The sequence below is a fragment of the Rathayibacter sp. VKM Ac-2835 genome (assembly GCF_013266705.1).
In the GTDB taxonomy this organism is placed as follows: Bacteria; Actinomycetota; Actinomycetes; order Actinomycetales; family Microbacteriaceae; genus Rathayibacter.
Genome location: NZ_JABSNQ010000002.1, coordinates 1,085,041 through 1,100,006 on the forward strand (window position 1 = coordinate 1,085,041; position 14,966 = coordinate 1,100,006).

Sequence of the window (14,966 nt, forward strand, 5' to 3'; positions counted from 1 at the left end):
GCTGGTCGAGTAGCCGCGCAGCGGCGTCTCGAGACCCGGGAACCGGATCGCCCCGGCGATTCGATTCCGCAGAGGCCGGGGCTAGAGGCGGTCGGCGAGGGCCGCGATGAGCGCCGCGCGGTCCTCGCGGAGGATCGAGGTGCCGGCTCCGGGGACCGTGCGCACCTCGGCGCCGTGGTCGGCGAGCACGCCGCCGAGCGAGGAGTGGCCGAGCGGGTCCTCCGGCAGCACGGCGAGCGTCGGCACCGCGAAGGCGTCGGGTGCGTCGGCCGCACCGCGCGCCGTCAGGCCGGAGGCGGACTCCGGGTCCCACAGGGCGTGCGCCGAGACGTCGAGCTCGATCTGCTCGTCGGTCCAGATCGGGTGGCGGTGGCGCAGATCGTCCGCGTCGCCCTTCTCGACGTGCGCGATCGAGCCCCCGCGGCGCAGGGCGCTGGTGAGGCCCTTCGCGTCGGAGAAGGCGGGGTCGAGCAGGATCAGCCGCTCGGCGCGGTACTCCGGGGCGAGCCGCGCCGCCACCACCGCGCCGAGGCCGTGGCCCACGATCAGGTCGGGCGACGGCAGCACCGAGGCGCGCACGTCCTCCGCCCAGTGGTCGACGGAGTACGCGGGCGACTTCGGCGATCCGCCGTGTCCGGCGAGATCCGGCGCGACGACGCGGTAGCCGTGCTCGTGCAGCGTCGGCACCAGCGCGTACCAGGTCCGCGAGTCCGAGCCGAGGCCGTGCAGCAGCAGGGCGACCTTCTCGCCGGTGCCGCCGTAGTCGCGGACGTAGAGCTCGAGCGGGTCGGCACCGGCGGCCAGCGCCTTCCGCTCCGCCCTCGTCGGCGGGAGCACGAAGACGTTCCCGAACTCGCGCGGGGCCGGCCCGAAGGCGTCCCGCGCGCTCTGCACGACCTTGCGGCCGAGCATCGCGTTGCCGACCCCGCCCAGCGCGGCGCCGATCCCGAACGGCATCGCCCGGCCGACCAGCCCGGCGCTCTGCTGCGCGAGGAAGTGCTTCGCGAACGACTTCTTGGCCCGGTCGGCGAGCTCGCCGACGAGGAACGACGGCAGCCCCTTGGTCACCACCGAGCCCCAGTACTGGTTCATCCCCGTGCTGGTCCCGGTGGCGTGCCCGGCGACCTGGCGCACCAGCTCGCTGCCGGAGGAGCCCATCATCAGCGTGAGGACGAGCGCGCGGGCGCGGTCCGGGTCCTCGAGGCGGATGCCGTGCACCTCGGTCACCGACTGCGCGAAGAGGGCGCTCGCCTCGAGGAAGCCGATGGCGCCGGCGCCGGAGAGGGCCACGGAGGCGGCGGTGCCGATGCCGGGGACGACCGCGGTCGCTCCGATGGCCGCGCCGCCGGCGGCGACGCTGGAGAGGTACTGCCGCTCGAGCGAGGTGATCAGCTGCTCGGGAGTCGCGTTCGGGCGGCGGCGGCGCAGGGCCCGGATGTTCGCGAGGACCGCCGGGCGCTGCACGGCGAGGACGCGATCGAGCACTCGGGCCAGCTGCGCGTTCTCGACGCCGGCACTGCCGGCCTGCTCGAGCTCGTCGCGGTCCTTGCGGTCCTTCTTCGAGGACATGTCTGCACTCCTGCGTCGTGAGGATCCGAGGAGCGCGGAGCCGAACGCTCCGGCTCGACCTGCCGTCACTCCGCGGCGGGCTGCGCTTTCGGCGCGTAGTCCTCAGAATACCGGGCCAGAACCTGATCGATCGGTCCGTCGAGCACCAGGGCGCCCTTGTCCAGGTAGAGCCCGCGGGTGCAGAAGCGGCGGAGGTCGCGCTCGTTGTGCGAGACGAAGAATAGCGTCCGGCCGGCCGCGAGGAGCTCCTCGATCCGGGCGTAGCACTTCTCGCGGAAGGCCTTGTCGCCGACAGCGAGGACCTCGTCGACGAGGATGATCGGCTCCTCGAGCCGCGACACCACCGAGAAGGCGATCCGCACCTTCATCCCGCTGGAGAGGTGCTTGTAGGGGGTGTCGAGGAAGTCGCCGATCTCGGCGAACTCGATGATCGAGTCGAAGCGGTCGTCGACCTCGCGCTTGGACATGCCGTGCAGCCCGGCGGTGAGGTAGACGTTCTCGCGGACGCTGAGATCGGCGACGAAGCCGCCGGTGATCTCGATCAGCGGGGCGACGCCGCCGCGCACCTCGACCACGCCCTCGTCGGGAAGCACGACGCCGGCGACGAGCTTCAGCAGCGTCGACTTGCCCTGGCCGTTGCGGCCGACGACGCCGATCGCCTCGCCCGCGTGCACCCGCACGTCGAGCCCGCGCAGCGCCCAGAACTCGCCGGGCCGCGACCGGCGCGAACCGCCGGCGAAGAGGTCCTTGAAGGAGCGACGGCCGCGGCGGTTCCGCCGGAACCGGATCCCGAGACCCCGGCACTCGATCACGACGCGAGCGTCACCGGCAGGGGCGTGGCCGACGGGGGCGTCGCCGGCACGGTGCTCATCGGCGGAGGCCACCGTCACAGCTCCTTCAGCACCGCGCGCTCGGAGCGGCGGAAGACGATCAGACCGAGACCGAGCACGAGGAACGAGATCAGCACGGAGGTGAGGATGAGCGGCAGGTCGAGCTCGCTCGCGAAGAAGGTGGAGCGGTAGAGCGCGAAGATCCCGCTGAGCGGGTTGAGCGCGGCCCACGGGCGGACGGCCTCGGGCAGGTTCGCCGTCGAGTAGATGATCGGCGAGGCGTAGAAGAGGAAGCGCAGCACGAGCTTGATCGCGCGCTCCAGGTCGCGGAAGAAGACGACCAGGGGAGCCACCAGCAGGCCGACACCGAGGGTGAGCACGCCCTGCAGCAGGATCGCGAGCGGGAAGAGCAGGATCGCCGGCGTCACCGACGCCCCCGCGACGACCGCGAAGAGCACGAGCACGGGCAGGCTCGCGACGAACTCGATGCCCTTGGACAGCACGATCCGGCCGACCCAGATGGTGCGCGGGATCGACGTGGAGCGCACGAGCTTCGCCTCGCGGAGGAAGGCCCGGGTCGCGTCCGAGGTCGCCTGGTTGAACCACATCCACGGCAGCAGGCCCGCGAGCAGGAAGACGATGTACGGGTCCTCGCCGACCGACCGCTGGAAGACGACGGTGAAGACGAAGTAGTAGATGCCCGACATGACCAGCGGGTCGAGCACCGACCAGACGTAGCCGAGAGCGCTGGTCGCGTAGCGGACCGTGAGGTCGCGCTTGGTCAGCAGCCAGAGCGAGTGCCGGTAGCGCCAGGCCCGCGAGCGGTGCGGACGCAGGGCCGTCGCCGAATCGTCGACGCGTGCGGGACTGCTCACGGCGGAAGACTCCCCTCGCACGGCTCGGTTCGAGCCGGACGAGTCGCGAGCCTCAGACGAAGAGGTTCGCCCGCTCGAGATCCTCGGCGAAGTCCACCTCGACGGCGTAGAGGTCGGAGATGTCCATCGGCTCGACGAGCAGTCTGTCCTGCTCGATCGCCAACTCTATTCCACGCTCGAAGTAGTCCTGGGCGTCGACCCGGGCCAGCTGGCGGATGAGCGCCGGCTTGTCGGCGGCCGAGACGTAGTTGATCCCGACGGCCTCGCCGAGACCGCCCTTCACCGTCTTGGAGAGCTCGTCGATGTAGCCCTCGGCGCTGGTCGTGTACTTGACCTCCTCGTCGGACACCTTCGCGGTGTTGACGGTGACGAAGGAGACGTCCTTCGCGATGAGGTCCGCGGTGCGGTCGAGGATGCGCGGGTCGAAGACCACGTCGCCGTTCATCCAGAGCACGCCGCCCTGGCCGGAGGCCTGCAGGGCGCGGAGGAGGCTCTTGGAGGTGTTGGTCTGGTCGTACTGCTCGTTGTAGACGAACGTCGCCGACGGGAACGCCTCGATGATGTGCTCGAGCTTGTAGCCGACCACGATGCTCACCGGGACCTTCGTGCCGAAGGCGTGGTGGATGTTGTCGAACTGCTGCTGCATGATCGTGCGGCCGTCGTTCAGCGGCGTCAGCGGCTTCGGCAGGGAGCGGCCGAGCCGGCTCCCCATGCCCGCGGCGAGGATGACCACGGAGGCGGGCGTGCCGGTGGAACCGCCGGTGGGGGCGGCCTGGAAGGGCTTGCTCGTCATGTGTTCTCCTCGAGTCGAGTCGCCGCGGAGCGAGGTGTTCACCGCCGCGTAGCGATCCTTCACCGGCGTGCAGCGACCTGATCGCTTCCTGGGTCGCCACTTAGTGTACTGTGCACGCCTTCGAAGGCCAGGGGTTGCCAGGAGCCGTGTCGGCGAGGTGGATCTCGCGCGCCGCCCCGAGGGGCCCGGCGCGCCCCGTCGCCGTCCGGGGCGACTTGGTACCGTAGCCGGATGACGTCCGCGACGAACGCCGAGGAATCCGAGCGCGACGACGCTCCGGCCGCCGAGTCGCAGACTCCCGTCGAGTCCGCCTCCGCGGTGCTGCCGGCTCCCGCCGCGGAGCCCGTGCAGCCCGCCGCCGATCCCGAGCACCCCGTCGTCTTCGAGCTGCACGCCCTCACCCGCACCTTCGGCCGCACGGTGGCGGTCGACCGCATCGACCTCGCCGTCCGCGCCGGCACCTTCTACGGGATCATCGGCCCCAACGGAGCGGGGAAGACCACGACGCTCTCGATGATGACGGGGCTCCTCCGCCCGGATTCCGGCCGCGTGCTGGTGCACGGCGTGGACGTCTGGAAGGACCCGCGTGCCGCGAAGCCGCTGATCGGCGTGCTGCCCGACCGCCTGCGCCTGTTCGACCGGCTCACCGGTGCGCAGTTCCTCTACTACTCCGCGGCCCTGCGGGGGATCGACCGGAGGACCGCCAAGCAGCGCACGGTCGAGCTGGCCGAGGCGCTCGGCCTGACCGACGCTCTCGAGCGCCTGATCTCCGACTACTCCGCGGGCATGGCCAAGAAGGTCGCGCTCGCCGGCGCCATGATCCACGCCCCCCGCGTCCTCGTCCTCGACGAGCCGTTCGAATCGGTCGACCCGGTCTCCTCCGCGGCCGTGATCACCGTCCTGCGCCGCTTCGTCGCGGGCGGCGGCACCGTCGTCCTCTCCAGCCACGGACTCGACTTCATCGAGCGCGTCTGCGACGACGTCGCCGTGATCGTGGGCGGGAAGGTCCTCGCCTCGGGCTCCGTCGAGGAGGTCGCCGGCACCGCGACGCTCGAGGAGCGCTTCCTCGAGCTCGCGGGCGGCAAGCAGATCGCCGAGGGGCTGCAGTGGCTGCACGACTTCTCCGGCTGAGGCTCGACGTCCTGCTCGGCGCCTTCCGCTCGGGCGCGCGGCGGACGGGCGGCGCCCTGCTCGGCCTCCTCGTCGTCGTGCTGTCCACGGCGGCGCTCCTCGCCGGCCTCGGCACGATCGAGCCGGGCTCCTGGCTCGCCCGCGACGCCGTCGTCGCCGGGGGAGCGGTGCTGACTCTCGGCTTCCTGGTGCTCCCGTTCCTGCTCGGGCCGAAGGACCCGATGGACCCGCGCGCGTTCCGGCTGTTCGGAATCCCGAGCGGCCGGCTCGCGGCCGCCCTCGCGCTGGCAGGGCTCGTCTCGGTGCCGGTGCTCGGCGTCGTCGTCGTGGCGGCGGCGACGATCCGGCTGTTCCCCGACGCCGGGGTCCTGGCCGTGGCCGGCCCGCTGCTCGGCGTCCTCACGGCCGCGCTGCTCGCCCGCATCGGGCTCGCCGCCTCGTCGGCGCTGGTTCCCTCGCGCACCGCGCGCGAGCTGCTCGCGGTGCTCGGCCTCGTCCTCCTGCTCACTGTGCCGGTCGCCCTCGTGCTCGCGACCGGGCTCGACTGGGGCGGCCAGGGCTCGGGGGCGCTGGAGCGCCTCGCCGAGGTCCTGGCCCCGACGCCCTTCGGCGCCGCATGGGCGATCGCGCCGAGCGCCGCGTCCGGGGCGGCGGCCGGCCCGCTGCTGACCGCGCTGCTCACCCTCGCCGCCGCCGCGGCGCTCTGGTGGCTGGTGGTCCGCGCGCTGACCGGGCGACCGGAGCGCACCTCCCGTCCGCCGCGCGGCCTCCGCCTCGGCTGGTTCGACGTCCTCGGCGGCACCCGCACCGGGGCGATCGCGGCGCGGAGCACGACCTACTGGGTCCGCGACCCCCGCTACCAGGCCTCTCTCGTCGCCGTGCCGCTGCTCCCGGTCCTCGCCGTGCTGCTCCTCGCCGTGGTGGGGGTGCCGTTCCCGCTGCTCTCGCTGCTGCCCGTGCCGCTCGTCGCGCTCTTCCTCGGCTGGTTCCTGCACAACGACGTGGCCTACGACGGCTCGGCCTTCTGGCTGCACGCCGCCGCGGGGGTGCGCGGCTGGTCGGACCGGCTGGGCCGCGCCTTCCCGACGCTGCTGCTCGGGCTCCCGATCGTCGTGCTCGGCTCGCTGGTCAGCAGCGCCACCTCCGGACTCGAGGACGCGCTGCCGATTCTGCTCGCGGTCAACGCCGCGCTCCTGCTGGTGCCCGCGGGGGTCGCGAGCGCCCTCTCGGCGCGGCTCGCCTATCCGGCGCCGCGTCCCGGCGACAGCGCCTTCGTGCAGCCGCAGGCGCCCGGAGCGAGCGGTGCCGGCGCGCAGGCGCTCGCCTTCGGGCTCGGGCTGCTGCTCGCGGCGCCGGCCGTCGTGCTCGCGGTGCAGGCGCTGTTCTTCGAGGGCGACCGGGACCAGGCGATCCTCGCCGGTCTCGCCAGTGCGGTCGGCGTCTTCGCCCTCGGCGTGCTGCTCGGCGGCTTCCTCTTCGACCGCCGCGCGGCCGAGCTGGTCTCGTTCACCAGCCGCTACTGAGCCTCGCCGAGCCCCGCCCGCTCCCGCGCTCCGAGCGTAGGATCGGAGCCATGACGTCCCGATTCGAGAACAGCAGCACCGACCCCCTCGAGGGAGGCGGAGGAACCGCCACCCTCGACCGCGAACTCGAGGAGCTCCTCAACCAGGAGACGATCGAGCCGGGCGACCACGAGCGCTTCTCCCACTACGTCCCGAAGGACAAGATCCTCGAGAGTGCGATGACCGGCAAGCCCGTCCGCGCCCTCTGCGGCAAGAAGTGGCTGCCGGGCCGCGACCCGGAGAAGTTCCCGGTCTGCCCCTCCTGCAAGGAGATCTACGCCCGGATGAAGTAGGGCGCGCGGCCCGGCCCCGCATCGGGAGCCGGGCCCGCCCGTTCGCAGGCCCGCCCCTTCGCGGGCCCGCCCCGGTTCGGGGTGCTGTGCTCAGGCGTAGCGGGTCGGGATCACCGGGTCGCCGCGGCCGAGGCGCAGCGCGTCCAGCGGCAGCTCGAGCACGGCGTTCGCCCGGTGCTCGCGGGCGGCGGCGACGCCCTCGATGCCGAGGTGCTCGTCGCGGATCCGGCCGTCCTCGATGAGCGGCACCAGCAGGGCGCGCTCGTCCTCGCCGACGGCCCCCTCCGGGCCCGCCCCGACGTGCACGACCTCCTCGACGGCGACGCCGTCCTCGGTCAGGCGCCGGCCCGCCGACTTGCGCCCGCCGATGGAGGCCTTGGCCGCCGACTTCTTCGCGACCGAGACCCATTCGCCCGCGTCGTCCTCGTGCGCGACGAGCTTGTAGACCATCCCCGCGGTGGGGTGGCCGGAGCCGGTCGCGACCGAGGTGCCGACGCCGTAGGAGTCGACGGGGGAGGCGGCCAGCGCGGCGATGCCGTACTCGTCCAGGTCGTTCGTGACGGTGATCCTCGTGCCGGTCGCGCCGAGGCCGTCCAGCTGCGCGCGGACGGCGGCGACCTGCTGCGGCAGGTCGCCCGAGTCGATCCGCACGGCGCCGAGCGAGGTGCCGGCCACGCGGACCGCGAGGTCGACGGCGGCCGGGACGTCGTAGGTGTCGACGAGGAGGGTCGTGCCGGGCCCGAGCGCGGCGACCTGCGCGCGGAAGGCGTCCTCCTCGGAGTCGTGCAGCAGCGTGAACGCGTGCGCGGACGTGCCCATCGTCGGCACGCCCCAGCTGCGGCCGGCCTCGAGGTTCGAGGTGGCGCCGAAGCCGGCGATGTGGGCGGCGCGCGCGGCGGCGACGGCCGAGCGCTCGCCGGCCCGGCGCGAGCCCATCTCGGCGAGCGGGCGGCCGTCGGCGGCCGAGACCATCCGGGCCGCGGCGCTCGCGACGGCGCTGTCGTGGTTGAGCACGCTCAGCACGAGCGTCTCGAGCAGCACGCCCTCGGCGAAGGGCGCCTCGACGATGAGGACGGGGGAGCCGGGCAGGTAGACCTCGCCCTCGCGGTAGCCCCAGATGTCGCCCTGGAAGCGGTAGTCGGCCAGCCAGTCCAGCGTGCGGGCGTCGACGACGCGGTTCTCCCGCAGCCAGTCGAGCTCGGCGTCGCCGAAGCGGAAGCGGGAGATCAGCTCGAGCAGGCGGCCGGTGCCGGCGAGGATCCCGTAGCGGCGGCCCGGCGGGAGGCTGCGGGCGAAGACCTCGAACATGCAGCGCCGGTCGGCGGTGCCGCTGCCGAGAGCGCCCTCGACCATCGTCAGCTCGTAGCGGTCGGTGAGGAAGGCCGTCGCGTCCATCCGACCAGTGTTCCATGCACCGTTCCCTGCACGGGGCACCCTTCCCGGGCGCGGGTAGGCTCTTCCTCCGTGACGGACGCACCCCTCGGCATCTTCGACTCCGGCGTCGGCGGACTCACCGTCGCCCGCGCCGTGATCGACCAGCTGCAGAACGAGTCGATCGTCTACCTCGGCGACACCGCCCACTCGCCCTACGGGCCCAAGCCCCTCGCCGACGTCCGCGCCTACGCCCTGGACACCCTCGACACCCTGGTCGACCAGGGCGCGAAGCTGCTCGTGATCGCCTGCAACACCGCGTCCGCGGCGATGATGCGGGACGCCCGCGAGCGCTACACGATCGGCCGCGGCATCCCGGTGATCGAGGTCATCCAGCCGGCCGTGCGCAGCGCCGTCCGCGACACCCGCAACCGCAGGGTCGGCGTGATCGGCACCGTCGGCACGATCCGCTCGCGGGCCTACGACGACGCCTTCGTCGCCGCACCGGACCTCGAGCTGGTCACCGCCGCCTGCCCGCGCTTCGTCGAGTTCGTCGAGGCGGGCGTCACCTGGAGCGACGAGCTGCTGGCGCTCGCCGAGGAGTACCTCGCGCCGATGAAGCAGGCCGGCGTCGACACCCTCGTGCTCGGCTGCACGCACTACCCGCTGCTGCGCGGCGCCATCGCCTACGTGATGGGGCCGGACGTGCGACTGGTCTCGAGCGCCGAGGAGACCGCGCTCGACGTCTACCGGACCCTGGTGGCGCACGGACTGCAGCGCACCGCCGCCGCCCCGCCGACATACCGCTGGGAGGAGACCGGGTCGAGCGACTTCGTCCGCCTCGCCCGGCGCTTCCTCGGTCCCGAGGTCTCCAGCGTCGACCTCGTCGAGACCGGCACGATCAACCTGCGCGAGCTCGACCGGGCCGCGCGCCGCACGACTCCAGGGAGACCCGAGTGACCGACAGCACCGCCGCCCAGCCCGCCACCGCCCAGCCGACCGCGAAGCGCAAGGACGGCCGCGCGCCCGACGAGCTGCGCGCGATCACCATCGAGCGCGGCTGGAGCACCCAGGCCGAGGGCTCCGCCCTGATCTCCTACGGGAACACCAAGGTGCTCTGCACCGCGTCCTTCACCAACGGCGTCCCGCGCTGGCTGCAGGGCAAGGGCAAGGGCTGGGTCACCGCGGAGTACGCGATGCTGCCCCGCGCGACCAACTCCCGGATGGACCGCGAGGCCGTCAAGGGCAAGGTCGGCGGACGCACCCACGAGATCTCGCGCCTGATCGGCCGGAGCCTGCGCGCGGTCGTCGACACCAAGGCCCTCGGCGAGAACACGATCGTGATCGACTGCGACGTGCTCCAGGCCGACGGCGGCACCCGCACCGCGGCGATCACCGGCGCGTACGTGGCGATGGTGGACGCGATCGAGTGGGCCCGCGGCAAGAAGTACGTCGGCCAGAAGGCCCAGCCGCTGATCGACAGCCTGTCGGCGGTCTCGGTCGGCATCATCGACGGCGTCCCGATGCTCGACCTGGCCTACGTCGAGGACGTGCGCGCGGAGACCGACATGAACGTCGTCGTCACCGGCCGCGGCCTCTTCGTCGAGGTGCAGGGCACGGCCGAGGGCGCCCCCTTCGACCGCCGCGAGCTGGACGCGCTGCTCGACCTCGCCGTGGGCGGGGCGGCCGACCTGGCGCGCTTCCAGGCCGAGGCCCTGGCCGCGGGGCAGGACGCGTGAGCCTCGACCTCGTCCTCGCCACCCACAACGCGGGCAAGGTCGAGGAGTTCCGGGCGATGCTGGCCGGCGCGCTGCCGGGCGTCGGCGTCCGCGCCTACGACGGGCCGGAGCCGGTCGAGGACGGCGTCTCCTTCACCGAGAACGCGCTGATCAAGGCGCGGGCCGCGGCGGCGCACACCGGCCTGGTCGCGCTCGCGGACGACTCCGGTCTCTGCGTCGACGTGCTCGGCGGCTCGCCGGGCATCTTCTCGGCCCGCTGGTCAGGACACGCGCACGACGCGGTCGCGAACTACGAGCTGCTGCTCGCGCAGCTGGCCGACGTGAAGCCGGAGCACCGCGGCGCGCACTTCGTCTGCACGATCGCGCTGGTCGTCCCCGAGTCCGTCCTGCCCGGAGGCCGCGAGATCGTGGTCGAGGGCCGCTGGGATGGCGCCATCGCCGCCGGTCCGCGCGGCACCAACGGCCACGGCTACGACCCGGTCTTCGTCCCCTCGGGCTCGGCCCTCTCGGCGGCGGAGATCGCCCCCGCCGAGAAGAACGCCCGCAGCCACCGAGCCCGGGCCTTCACCGCCCTCCGAGCCGAGCTGACCGCCCTGGCGACGACCCTGTCCTGATCGGGGCGCAGCCGCTCCACCGCGAGATGCCACTTGTGCACGCTCGACACGGCGTGTCGCGTGCACAAGTGGCATCTCGCGGGAGGGGGTCAGTGGATCAGTGCTTGCGGCGCTCGTCGTCGACGGCGGTCGGGTCGAGGACGAGCGCGCTCGCCTCGGACGCGTCGGTGTCCTTGTCGGCGGCCAGGCGGGCCTTGCGGCGCTGCTGGAGGAAGTGGAACACCGTCGGGATGATCGCGAGGGCCACGGCGCCGATCAGGATGACGTCGATGTAGTGCGAGACGAAGTCCGCGACGGGCGGGATGAATGCGAGCAGCCAGCCGATCAGCGTGACTCCGCTGCCCCAGATCAGAGCGCCGATCAGGTTGTAGAGGCTGTACTTGCGGTAGTTCATGTGGGCGACGCCGGCCGCGATCGGCGCGAAGGTGCGGACGATCGGCACGAATCGCGCGAGGATCACGGCGAGGCCGCCGAAGCGCTCGAAGAAGGCGTTGGTGCGCTTGACGTTCTCGACGCTGAAGAGGCCGGACTCCTTGCGCTCGAAGATGCGCGGACCCGCCTTGTGCCCGATCAGGTAGCCGACCTCGCCGCCGACGAACGCCGAGAAGCCGACCGCGAGGCAGATCAGCCAGATCGGGACGCCCAGCCCGCCGTTGGAGGCGTTCTCGTGCGCGAGCAGGCCCGTGATGATCAGCAGGGTGTCGCCGGGGAAGAGGAAGCCGATCAGCAGGCCGGTCTCGGCGAAGACGATCAGGCAGACGACGAGCACGCCCCACGGACCGAACGAGGTGAGGATCGTCTCCGGGTCCAGCCAGGGGATGAGGGCGGCGTGGTTCAACGGTTCTCCAGTCGATCAGTGCCGTTCGGTCGATCGGTGCCGTCCGGCCGGCCGACGCCACAGCCGGTCCTCGGTCTGCGGCGGCTCGACCGCGCTCACTGTACCGGCGAAACCGGGAAGACGACCGGGGCGGCCCCCGAAGGTGGCGCGCTGCGGCGCCCCGCGCCGCCCCTCGTGCGGAAGGTGGGACTCGAACCCACATGCCTCTCGGCACAGGAACCTAAATCCTGCGTGTCTGCCATTCCACCACTCCCGCGTGCGGGCTCCAGTGTAGGAGGGGACGTCGAGGAGGGGACCGCGAGAGGGTCAGCCGCGCGGGCGCCGGTGCGGCAGGTACCGCGGGATCCAGCGCGAGAGCGCGGCGGCGCCCGCCAGCCCGAGCACTCCCATCGCCCCCGCGGCGAACGGCAGCGAGACCGCCGCGGTCAGCGCCGAGACCGCGATCGGCGCGGCGGCGTTGCCCGCGTCGCCGGTGAAGCGGAAGGCGCCGAGGAAGGGCGCCGGATCGTCGGGCGGTGCGAGGTCCGCGCCGATGGTCATCAGGATGCCCGAGCCGATCCCGTTCGCCACCGCCAGGACGCAGGCGACCGCGACGAACCACGGCACCGGGTCCGCGGCGAGGAGCGTCGCCACCAGCAGCAGGTGCCCGACGCCCAGGCCGATCATCGACGGGATCGCGGTGGCGCCGCGGCCGAAGCGGTCCATCACCTGCCCGCCCGCGTAGAAGAGGGCGAAGTCGAGGGCGCCGGCGACGCCGATGATGATCGCGGTGTCGGTCTCGGCGAGGCCGAGGCTGACCGCCCAGAGCGGGAGGATCAGCGTCCGGCTCGCCCGCAGGGCGCCGATCACGGCCGCCCCGGAGCCCATCCGGGCGAGGACCCCGCGGTGCGCGCGCAGGGTGCGGACGAGTCCGGGGGAGGACTCGGGCACGGCTGCGGCCTCGGCGGCGGTGTCGAGCGCGGGGTCGGCGGCGGCCGAGGCGGCCGCCGCGCGGCGCAGCACCGTCGCCGGGTCGGGCACGAGCAGCAGCACGACCACCGCGGCGACGCAGCAGACGATGTGCACCCAGAAGATCGACTCCACCGAGCCGCTGAGGTGCACGACACCGGCCGCGAGGAACGGGCCGATCAGCCAGCCCGCCCGGAACACCCCGGCGAGGGAGGACAGCGCCCGCGCCCGGTGGCTGATCGGCACGAACGAGGTCATGAAGGCGTGCCGCGCGAGCGCGAAGACCGCCGTCGCGAGGCCGATGAGGAAGACGCCGACGGTCAGCGTCACCCACGAGGTCGAGACGAGGCAGATCACCAGCCCGAGGATCGAGGCGCCCGAGGCGCCGAGCATCGCGCCGCGCTCGCCGATCCGCGAGACGATCCAGCCGCTCGGGATGTCACCCGCGAGCTCGCCGATCATGATCATGCCCGCGACGAGGCCGGCGATCGCCAGCGTCGCCCCGAGGTCGCCGGCGACGGCGGGCAGCAGCGGGATGATCGCGCCCTCGCCGACCGAGAAGAGCAGGGTCGGCAGGAAGGTCGAGAGCAGGAGGGGCCCGACGGGGAACGGGCGCTCGGCGGTGCTGCTCACTGGCCCCATCCTAAGCGCCCCCTGCCGAGCGCCTCCCGGGAGGGTGGCCCGCGGCGACCCGGGACGGCCCCGGTAGTCTGGGGTCACCATGCTGGACAACGACTTCACCGAGCAGATCACTGCTCTCCGCTCCACCTTCTCCGACATCCTCGCCGTCATCGACGTCGACGAGCTCCGCGCGAAGATCGAGGAGCTGAACGAGCAGGCGGGCGTCCCCGACCTCTGGGACGACACCGAGAACGCGCAGAAGGTGACCAGCGCGCTGAGCCACCGCCAGTCCGAGCTCGCGCGGATCACCGCGATCGAGCGCCGCCTCGACGACCTCGAGGTCCTGGTCGAGATGGCCAACGAGGCGGACGACGCCGAGTCCGAGCAGGAGGCGATCGCCGAGCTCGAGGCCCTGCAGAAGACGATGGGCGAGCTCGAGGTGCAGACCCTCCTCGACGGCGAGTACGACGACCGCCCCGCCGTCATCACCATCCGCGCGGGCGCCGGCGGCGTCGACGCCTCCGACTTCGCCGAGATGCTGATGCGGATGTACCTCCGCTGGGCCGAGAAGCACAAGTACTCCGCGACCGTGATGGACGCGAGCTACGCGGAGGAGGCGGGCATCAAGTCCGCCACCTTCCAGATCGACGCGCCCTACGCCTTCGGCACCCTCTCCGTCGAGGCCGGCACCCACCGCCTCGTGCGGATGAGCCCCTTCGGCGCCGCGGGCAAGCGCCAGACGTCCTTCGCCGCGGTCGAGGTCATCCCGCTGATGGAGGAGGCCGGCGCGATCGAGATCCCGGACAACGACATCCGCGTCGACGTCTTCCGCTCCTCGGGCCCCGGTGGCCAGTCGGTCAACACGACCGACTCCGCGGTGCGCCTGACCCACCTCCCCACCGGCCTCGTCGTCTCGATGCAGAACGAGAAGAGCCAGATCCAGAACCGCGCGGCCGCCATGCGCGTGCTGCAGTCGCGCCTGCTGCTGCTGCAGAAGGAGCAGGAGGCCGCGACCAAGAAGGAGCTGGCCGGGAACATCACGGCGAGCTGGGGCGACCAGATGCGCAGCTACGTCCTCGCGCCGTACCAGATGGTCAAGGACCTCCGCACCGACCACGAGGTCGGCAACCCCTCGCACGTCTTCGACGGCGACCTCGACGGCTTCATCGCCGCCGGCATCCGCTGGCGCAAGTCCGCGTGACCCGCGGCGACCCGCACGGACGATGAGCACGAGCGCCCGCCGCTCCGCCTCCCTCGCGGGGCGCGGCGGCGCGGCTCTCGCGCTCGCGGCGGGCGCGTTCGTCGTCGCGTCCGTCATCGGCAACCGGACAGGTGCGTTCGACGCCGTGCCGGACGAGGGGTGGCGGGCCGGCTTCGCGGTGGCGCTGGCGATTGCCGGCCTGCTGCTGCTGGGCGCCGCCGCGCTCCTCGGACGGGCGTGGGGTGCCGAGCGCGCGGGAAGCACAGCCCCCGTGATCGCGACGACGGCGGCCGCGGCGGCGGTCTGCCTCCTCGTCGGGCTGTCGCTCGTCAGCGTCGGGACGGAGCCGGCGACGTCGATGCCGACTCCCGAGTCGCAGAGGGCGTCGTCGGCTCTCGCGATCGCTCTCCTCGCCTGCGCGGCCGTCTCCGCCTGCTCCTTCGTCGTCGCCCTGGTGCGGCGACCGGGGGAGTCGCGGGGCGCCTGACTCCCGGGTCGGGTCCGCCGGAGCGCCGGCCGCTCGACGCGCCGGGCGCCCGGACGGGTCACTCTCCGGGATCGTCGCTTACCCTCGTACCGAC

General features: G+C 72.9%; 15 protein-coding genes and 1 tRNA gene. 8 read left to right on the forward strand and 8 right to left on the reverse strand.

All coding sequences use genetic code 11. From position 1 onward, the window contains the following. Nucleotides 1–81: 81 nt before the first annotated feature. From HRK28_RS12780 to HRK28_RS12795, 4 genes are all read right to left on the reverse strand, one after another. Nucleotides 82–1,569, reverse strand: a complete 1,488-nt coding sequence (locus HRK28_RS12780; protein WP_173251838.1) for an alpha/beta fold hydrolase — start codon at nt 1,567–1,569, stop codon at nt 82–84. Between the two features lie 65 nt (nt 1,570–1,634). Further along, nucleotides 1,635–2,381, reverse strand: coding sequence for an ABC transporter ATP-binding protein (locus HRK28_RS12785; protein WP_160091399.1), 747 nt, complete (start codon nt 2,379–2,381; stop codon nt 1,635–1,637). A gap of 74 nt (nt 2,382–2,455) precedes the next feature. After that, complete coding sequence (locus tag HRK28_RS12790; RefSeq protein ID WP_160091398.1) at nt 2,456–3,235, reverse strand: ABC transporter permease; 780 nt, start codon at nt 3,233–3,235, stop codon at nt 2,456–2,458. Nucleotides 3,236–3,326: 91 nt separating this feature from the next. Further along, complete coding sequence (locus HRK28_RS12795; protein ID WP_347877741.1) at nt 3,327–4,067, reverse strand: phosphocholine cytidylyltransferase family protein; 741 nt, start codon at nt 4,065–4,067, stop codon at nt 3,327–3,329. 231 nt (nt 4,068–4,298) lie between these two features. On the opposite strand from HRK28_RS12795, the gene HRK28_RS12800 reads away from it, so the two are divergent. Genes HRK28_RS12800 through HRK28_RS12810 form a run of 3 tightly spaced genes read left to right on the forward strand, consistent with a single transcriptional unit; the run spans nt 4,299 to nt 7,053 of the window. Beyond that, nucleotides 4,299–5,198 (forward strand): ABC transporter ATP-binding protein, encoded by a 900-nt coding sequence (locus tag HRK28_RS12800; protein WP_173251839.1) that lies wholly within the window; start codon nt 4,299–4,301, stop codon nt 5,196–5,198. Then, on the forward strand, nt 5,174–6,721 hold the full coding sequence (locus HRK28_RS12805; RefSeq protein ID WP_173251840.1) for an ABC transporter permease: 1,548 nt from the start codon (nt 5,174–5,176) through the stop codon (nt 6,719–6,721). Before HRK28_RS12800 ends, HRK28_RS12805 begins: the two co-directional genes overlap by 25 nt. A gap of 50 nt (nt 6,722–6,771) precedes the next feature. Beyond that, on the forward strand, nt 6,772–7,053 hold the full coding sequence (locus HRK28_RS12810; RefSeq protein ID WP_123448008.1) for a DUF3039 domain-containing protein: 282 nt from the start codon (nt 6,772–6,774) through the stop codon (nt 7,051–7,053). A 90-nt stretch (nt 7,054–7,143) separates the two neighbouring features. Here the strand turns inward: HRK28_RS12810 and HRK28_RS12815 are convergent, their stop codons facing one another. Then, the gene (locus HRK28_RS12815; protein ID WP_160090380.1) at nt 7,144–8,448 is read right to left on the reverse strand and encodes a nicotinate phosphoribosyltransferase; all 1,305 of its coding nucleotides are present in this window, start codon (nt 8,446–8,448) and stop codon (nt 7,144–7,146) included. Between the two features lie 69 nt (nt 8,449–8,517). Between HRK28_RS12815 and murI the strand changes: the two genes are divergently transcribed. Genes murI through rdgB form a run of 3 tightly spaced genes read left to right on the forward strand, consistent with a single transcriptional unit; the run spans nt 8,518 to nt 10,777 of the window. Then, nucleotides 8,518–9,384, forward strand: a complete 867-nt coding sequence (gene murI, locus HRK28_RS12820; RefSeq protein ID WP_123705080.1) for a glutamate racemase — start codon at nt 8,518–8,520, stop codon at nt 9,382–9,384. Beyond that, nucleotides 9,381–10,163, forward strand: a complete 783-nt coding sequence (gene rph, locus HRK28_RS12825) for a ribonuclease PH (protein WP_160090379.1) — start codon at nt 9,381–9,383, stop codon at nt 10,161–10,163. Before murI ends, rph begins: the two co-directional genes overlap by 4 nt. Beyond that, nucleotides 10,160–10,777, forward strand: a complete 618-nt coding sequence (gene rdgB / locus HRK28_RS12830; protein WP_173251841.1) for an RdgB/HAM1 family non-canonical purine NTP pyrophosphatase — start codon at nt 10,160–10,162, stop codon at nt 10,775–10,777. The genes rph and rdgB overlap by 4 nt, the downstream gene beginning before the upstream one ends. A gap of 97 nt (nt 10,778–10,874) precedes the next feature. On the opposite strand, the gene HRK28_RS12835 is transcribed toward rdgB, so the two are convergent. The 3 genes from HRK28_RS12835 to HRK28_RS12845 all read right to left on the reverse strand — a co-directional run bounded on the left by HRK28_RS12835 (nt 10,875) and on the right by HRK28_RS12845 (nt 13,196). Continuing rightward, the gene (locus tag HRK28_RS12835) at nt 10,875–11,615 is read right to left on the reverse strand and encodes a DedA family protein (protein ID WP_173251842.1); all 741 of its coding nucleotides are present in this window, start codon (nt 11,613–11,615) and stop codon (nt 10,875–10,877) included. Nucleotides 11,616–11,790: 175 nt separating this feature from the next. Continuing rightward, nucleotides 11,791–11,871 (reverse strand) — tRNA-Leu (locus HRK28_RS12840). Between the two features lie 50 nt (nt 11,872–11,921). Then, on the reverse strand, nt 11,922–13,196 hold the full coding sequence (locus HRK28_RS12845; protein WP_367948414.1) for an MFS transporter: 1,275 nt from the start codon (nt 13,194–13,196) through the stop codon (nt 11,922–11,924). Nucleotides 13,197–13,284: 88 nt separating this feature from the next. On the opposite strand from HRK28_RS12845, the gene prfB reads away from it, so the two are divergent. Both prfB and HRK28_RS12855 read left to right on the forward strand, forming a co-directional pair. Continuing rightward, a complete protein-coding gene (prfB, locus tag HRK28_RS12850; RefSeq protein ID WP_160090375.1) occupies nt 13,285–14,385 on the forward strand; it encodes a peptide chain release factor 2 in 1,101 nt (366 codons plus the stop codon). Nucleotides 14,386–14,407: 22 nt separating this feature from the next. Beyond that, complete coding sequence (locus HRK28_RS12855; RefSeq protein WP_173251844.1) at nt 14,408–14,872, forward strand: hypothetical protein; 465 nt, start codon at nt 14,408–14,410, stop codon at nt 14,870–14,872. Nucleotides 14,873–14,966: the final 94 nt, after the last annotated feature.

What these genes read in the sequence shown, in the direction of transcription:
- HRK28_RS12780 (WP_173251838.1), bottom strand. Translation starts at nt 1,569, where the DNA reads ATGTCCTCGAAGAAGGACCGCAAGGACCGCGACGAGCTCGAGCAGGCC.
- HRK28_RS12795 (WP_347877741.1), bottom strand. Translation starts at nt 4,067, where the DNA reads ATGACGAGCAAGCCCTTCCAGGCCGCCCCCACCGGCGGTTCCACCGGC.
- HRK28_RS12800 (WP_173251839.1), top strand. Translation starts at nt 4,299, where the DNA reads ATGACGTCCGCGACGAACGCCGAGGAATCCGAGCGCGACGACGCTCCG.
- HRK28_RS12810 (WP_123448008.1), top strand. Translation starts at nt 6,772, where the DNA reads ATGACGTCCCGATTCGAGAACAGCAGCACCGACCCCCTCGAGGGAGGC.
- HRK28_RS12815 (WP_160090380.1), bottom strand. Translation starts at nt 8,448, where the DNA reads ATGGACGCGACGGCCTTCCTCACCGACCGCTACGAGCTGACGATGGTC.
- prfB (WP_160090375.1), top strand. Translation starts at nt 13,285, where the DNA reads ATGCTGGACAACGACTTCACCGAGCAGATCACTGCTCTCCGCTCCACC.
- HRK28_RS12855 (WP_173251844.1), top strand. Translation starts at nt 14,408, where the DNA reads ATGAGCACGAGCGCCCGCCGCTCCGCCTCCCTCGCGGGGCGCGGCGGC.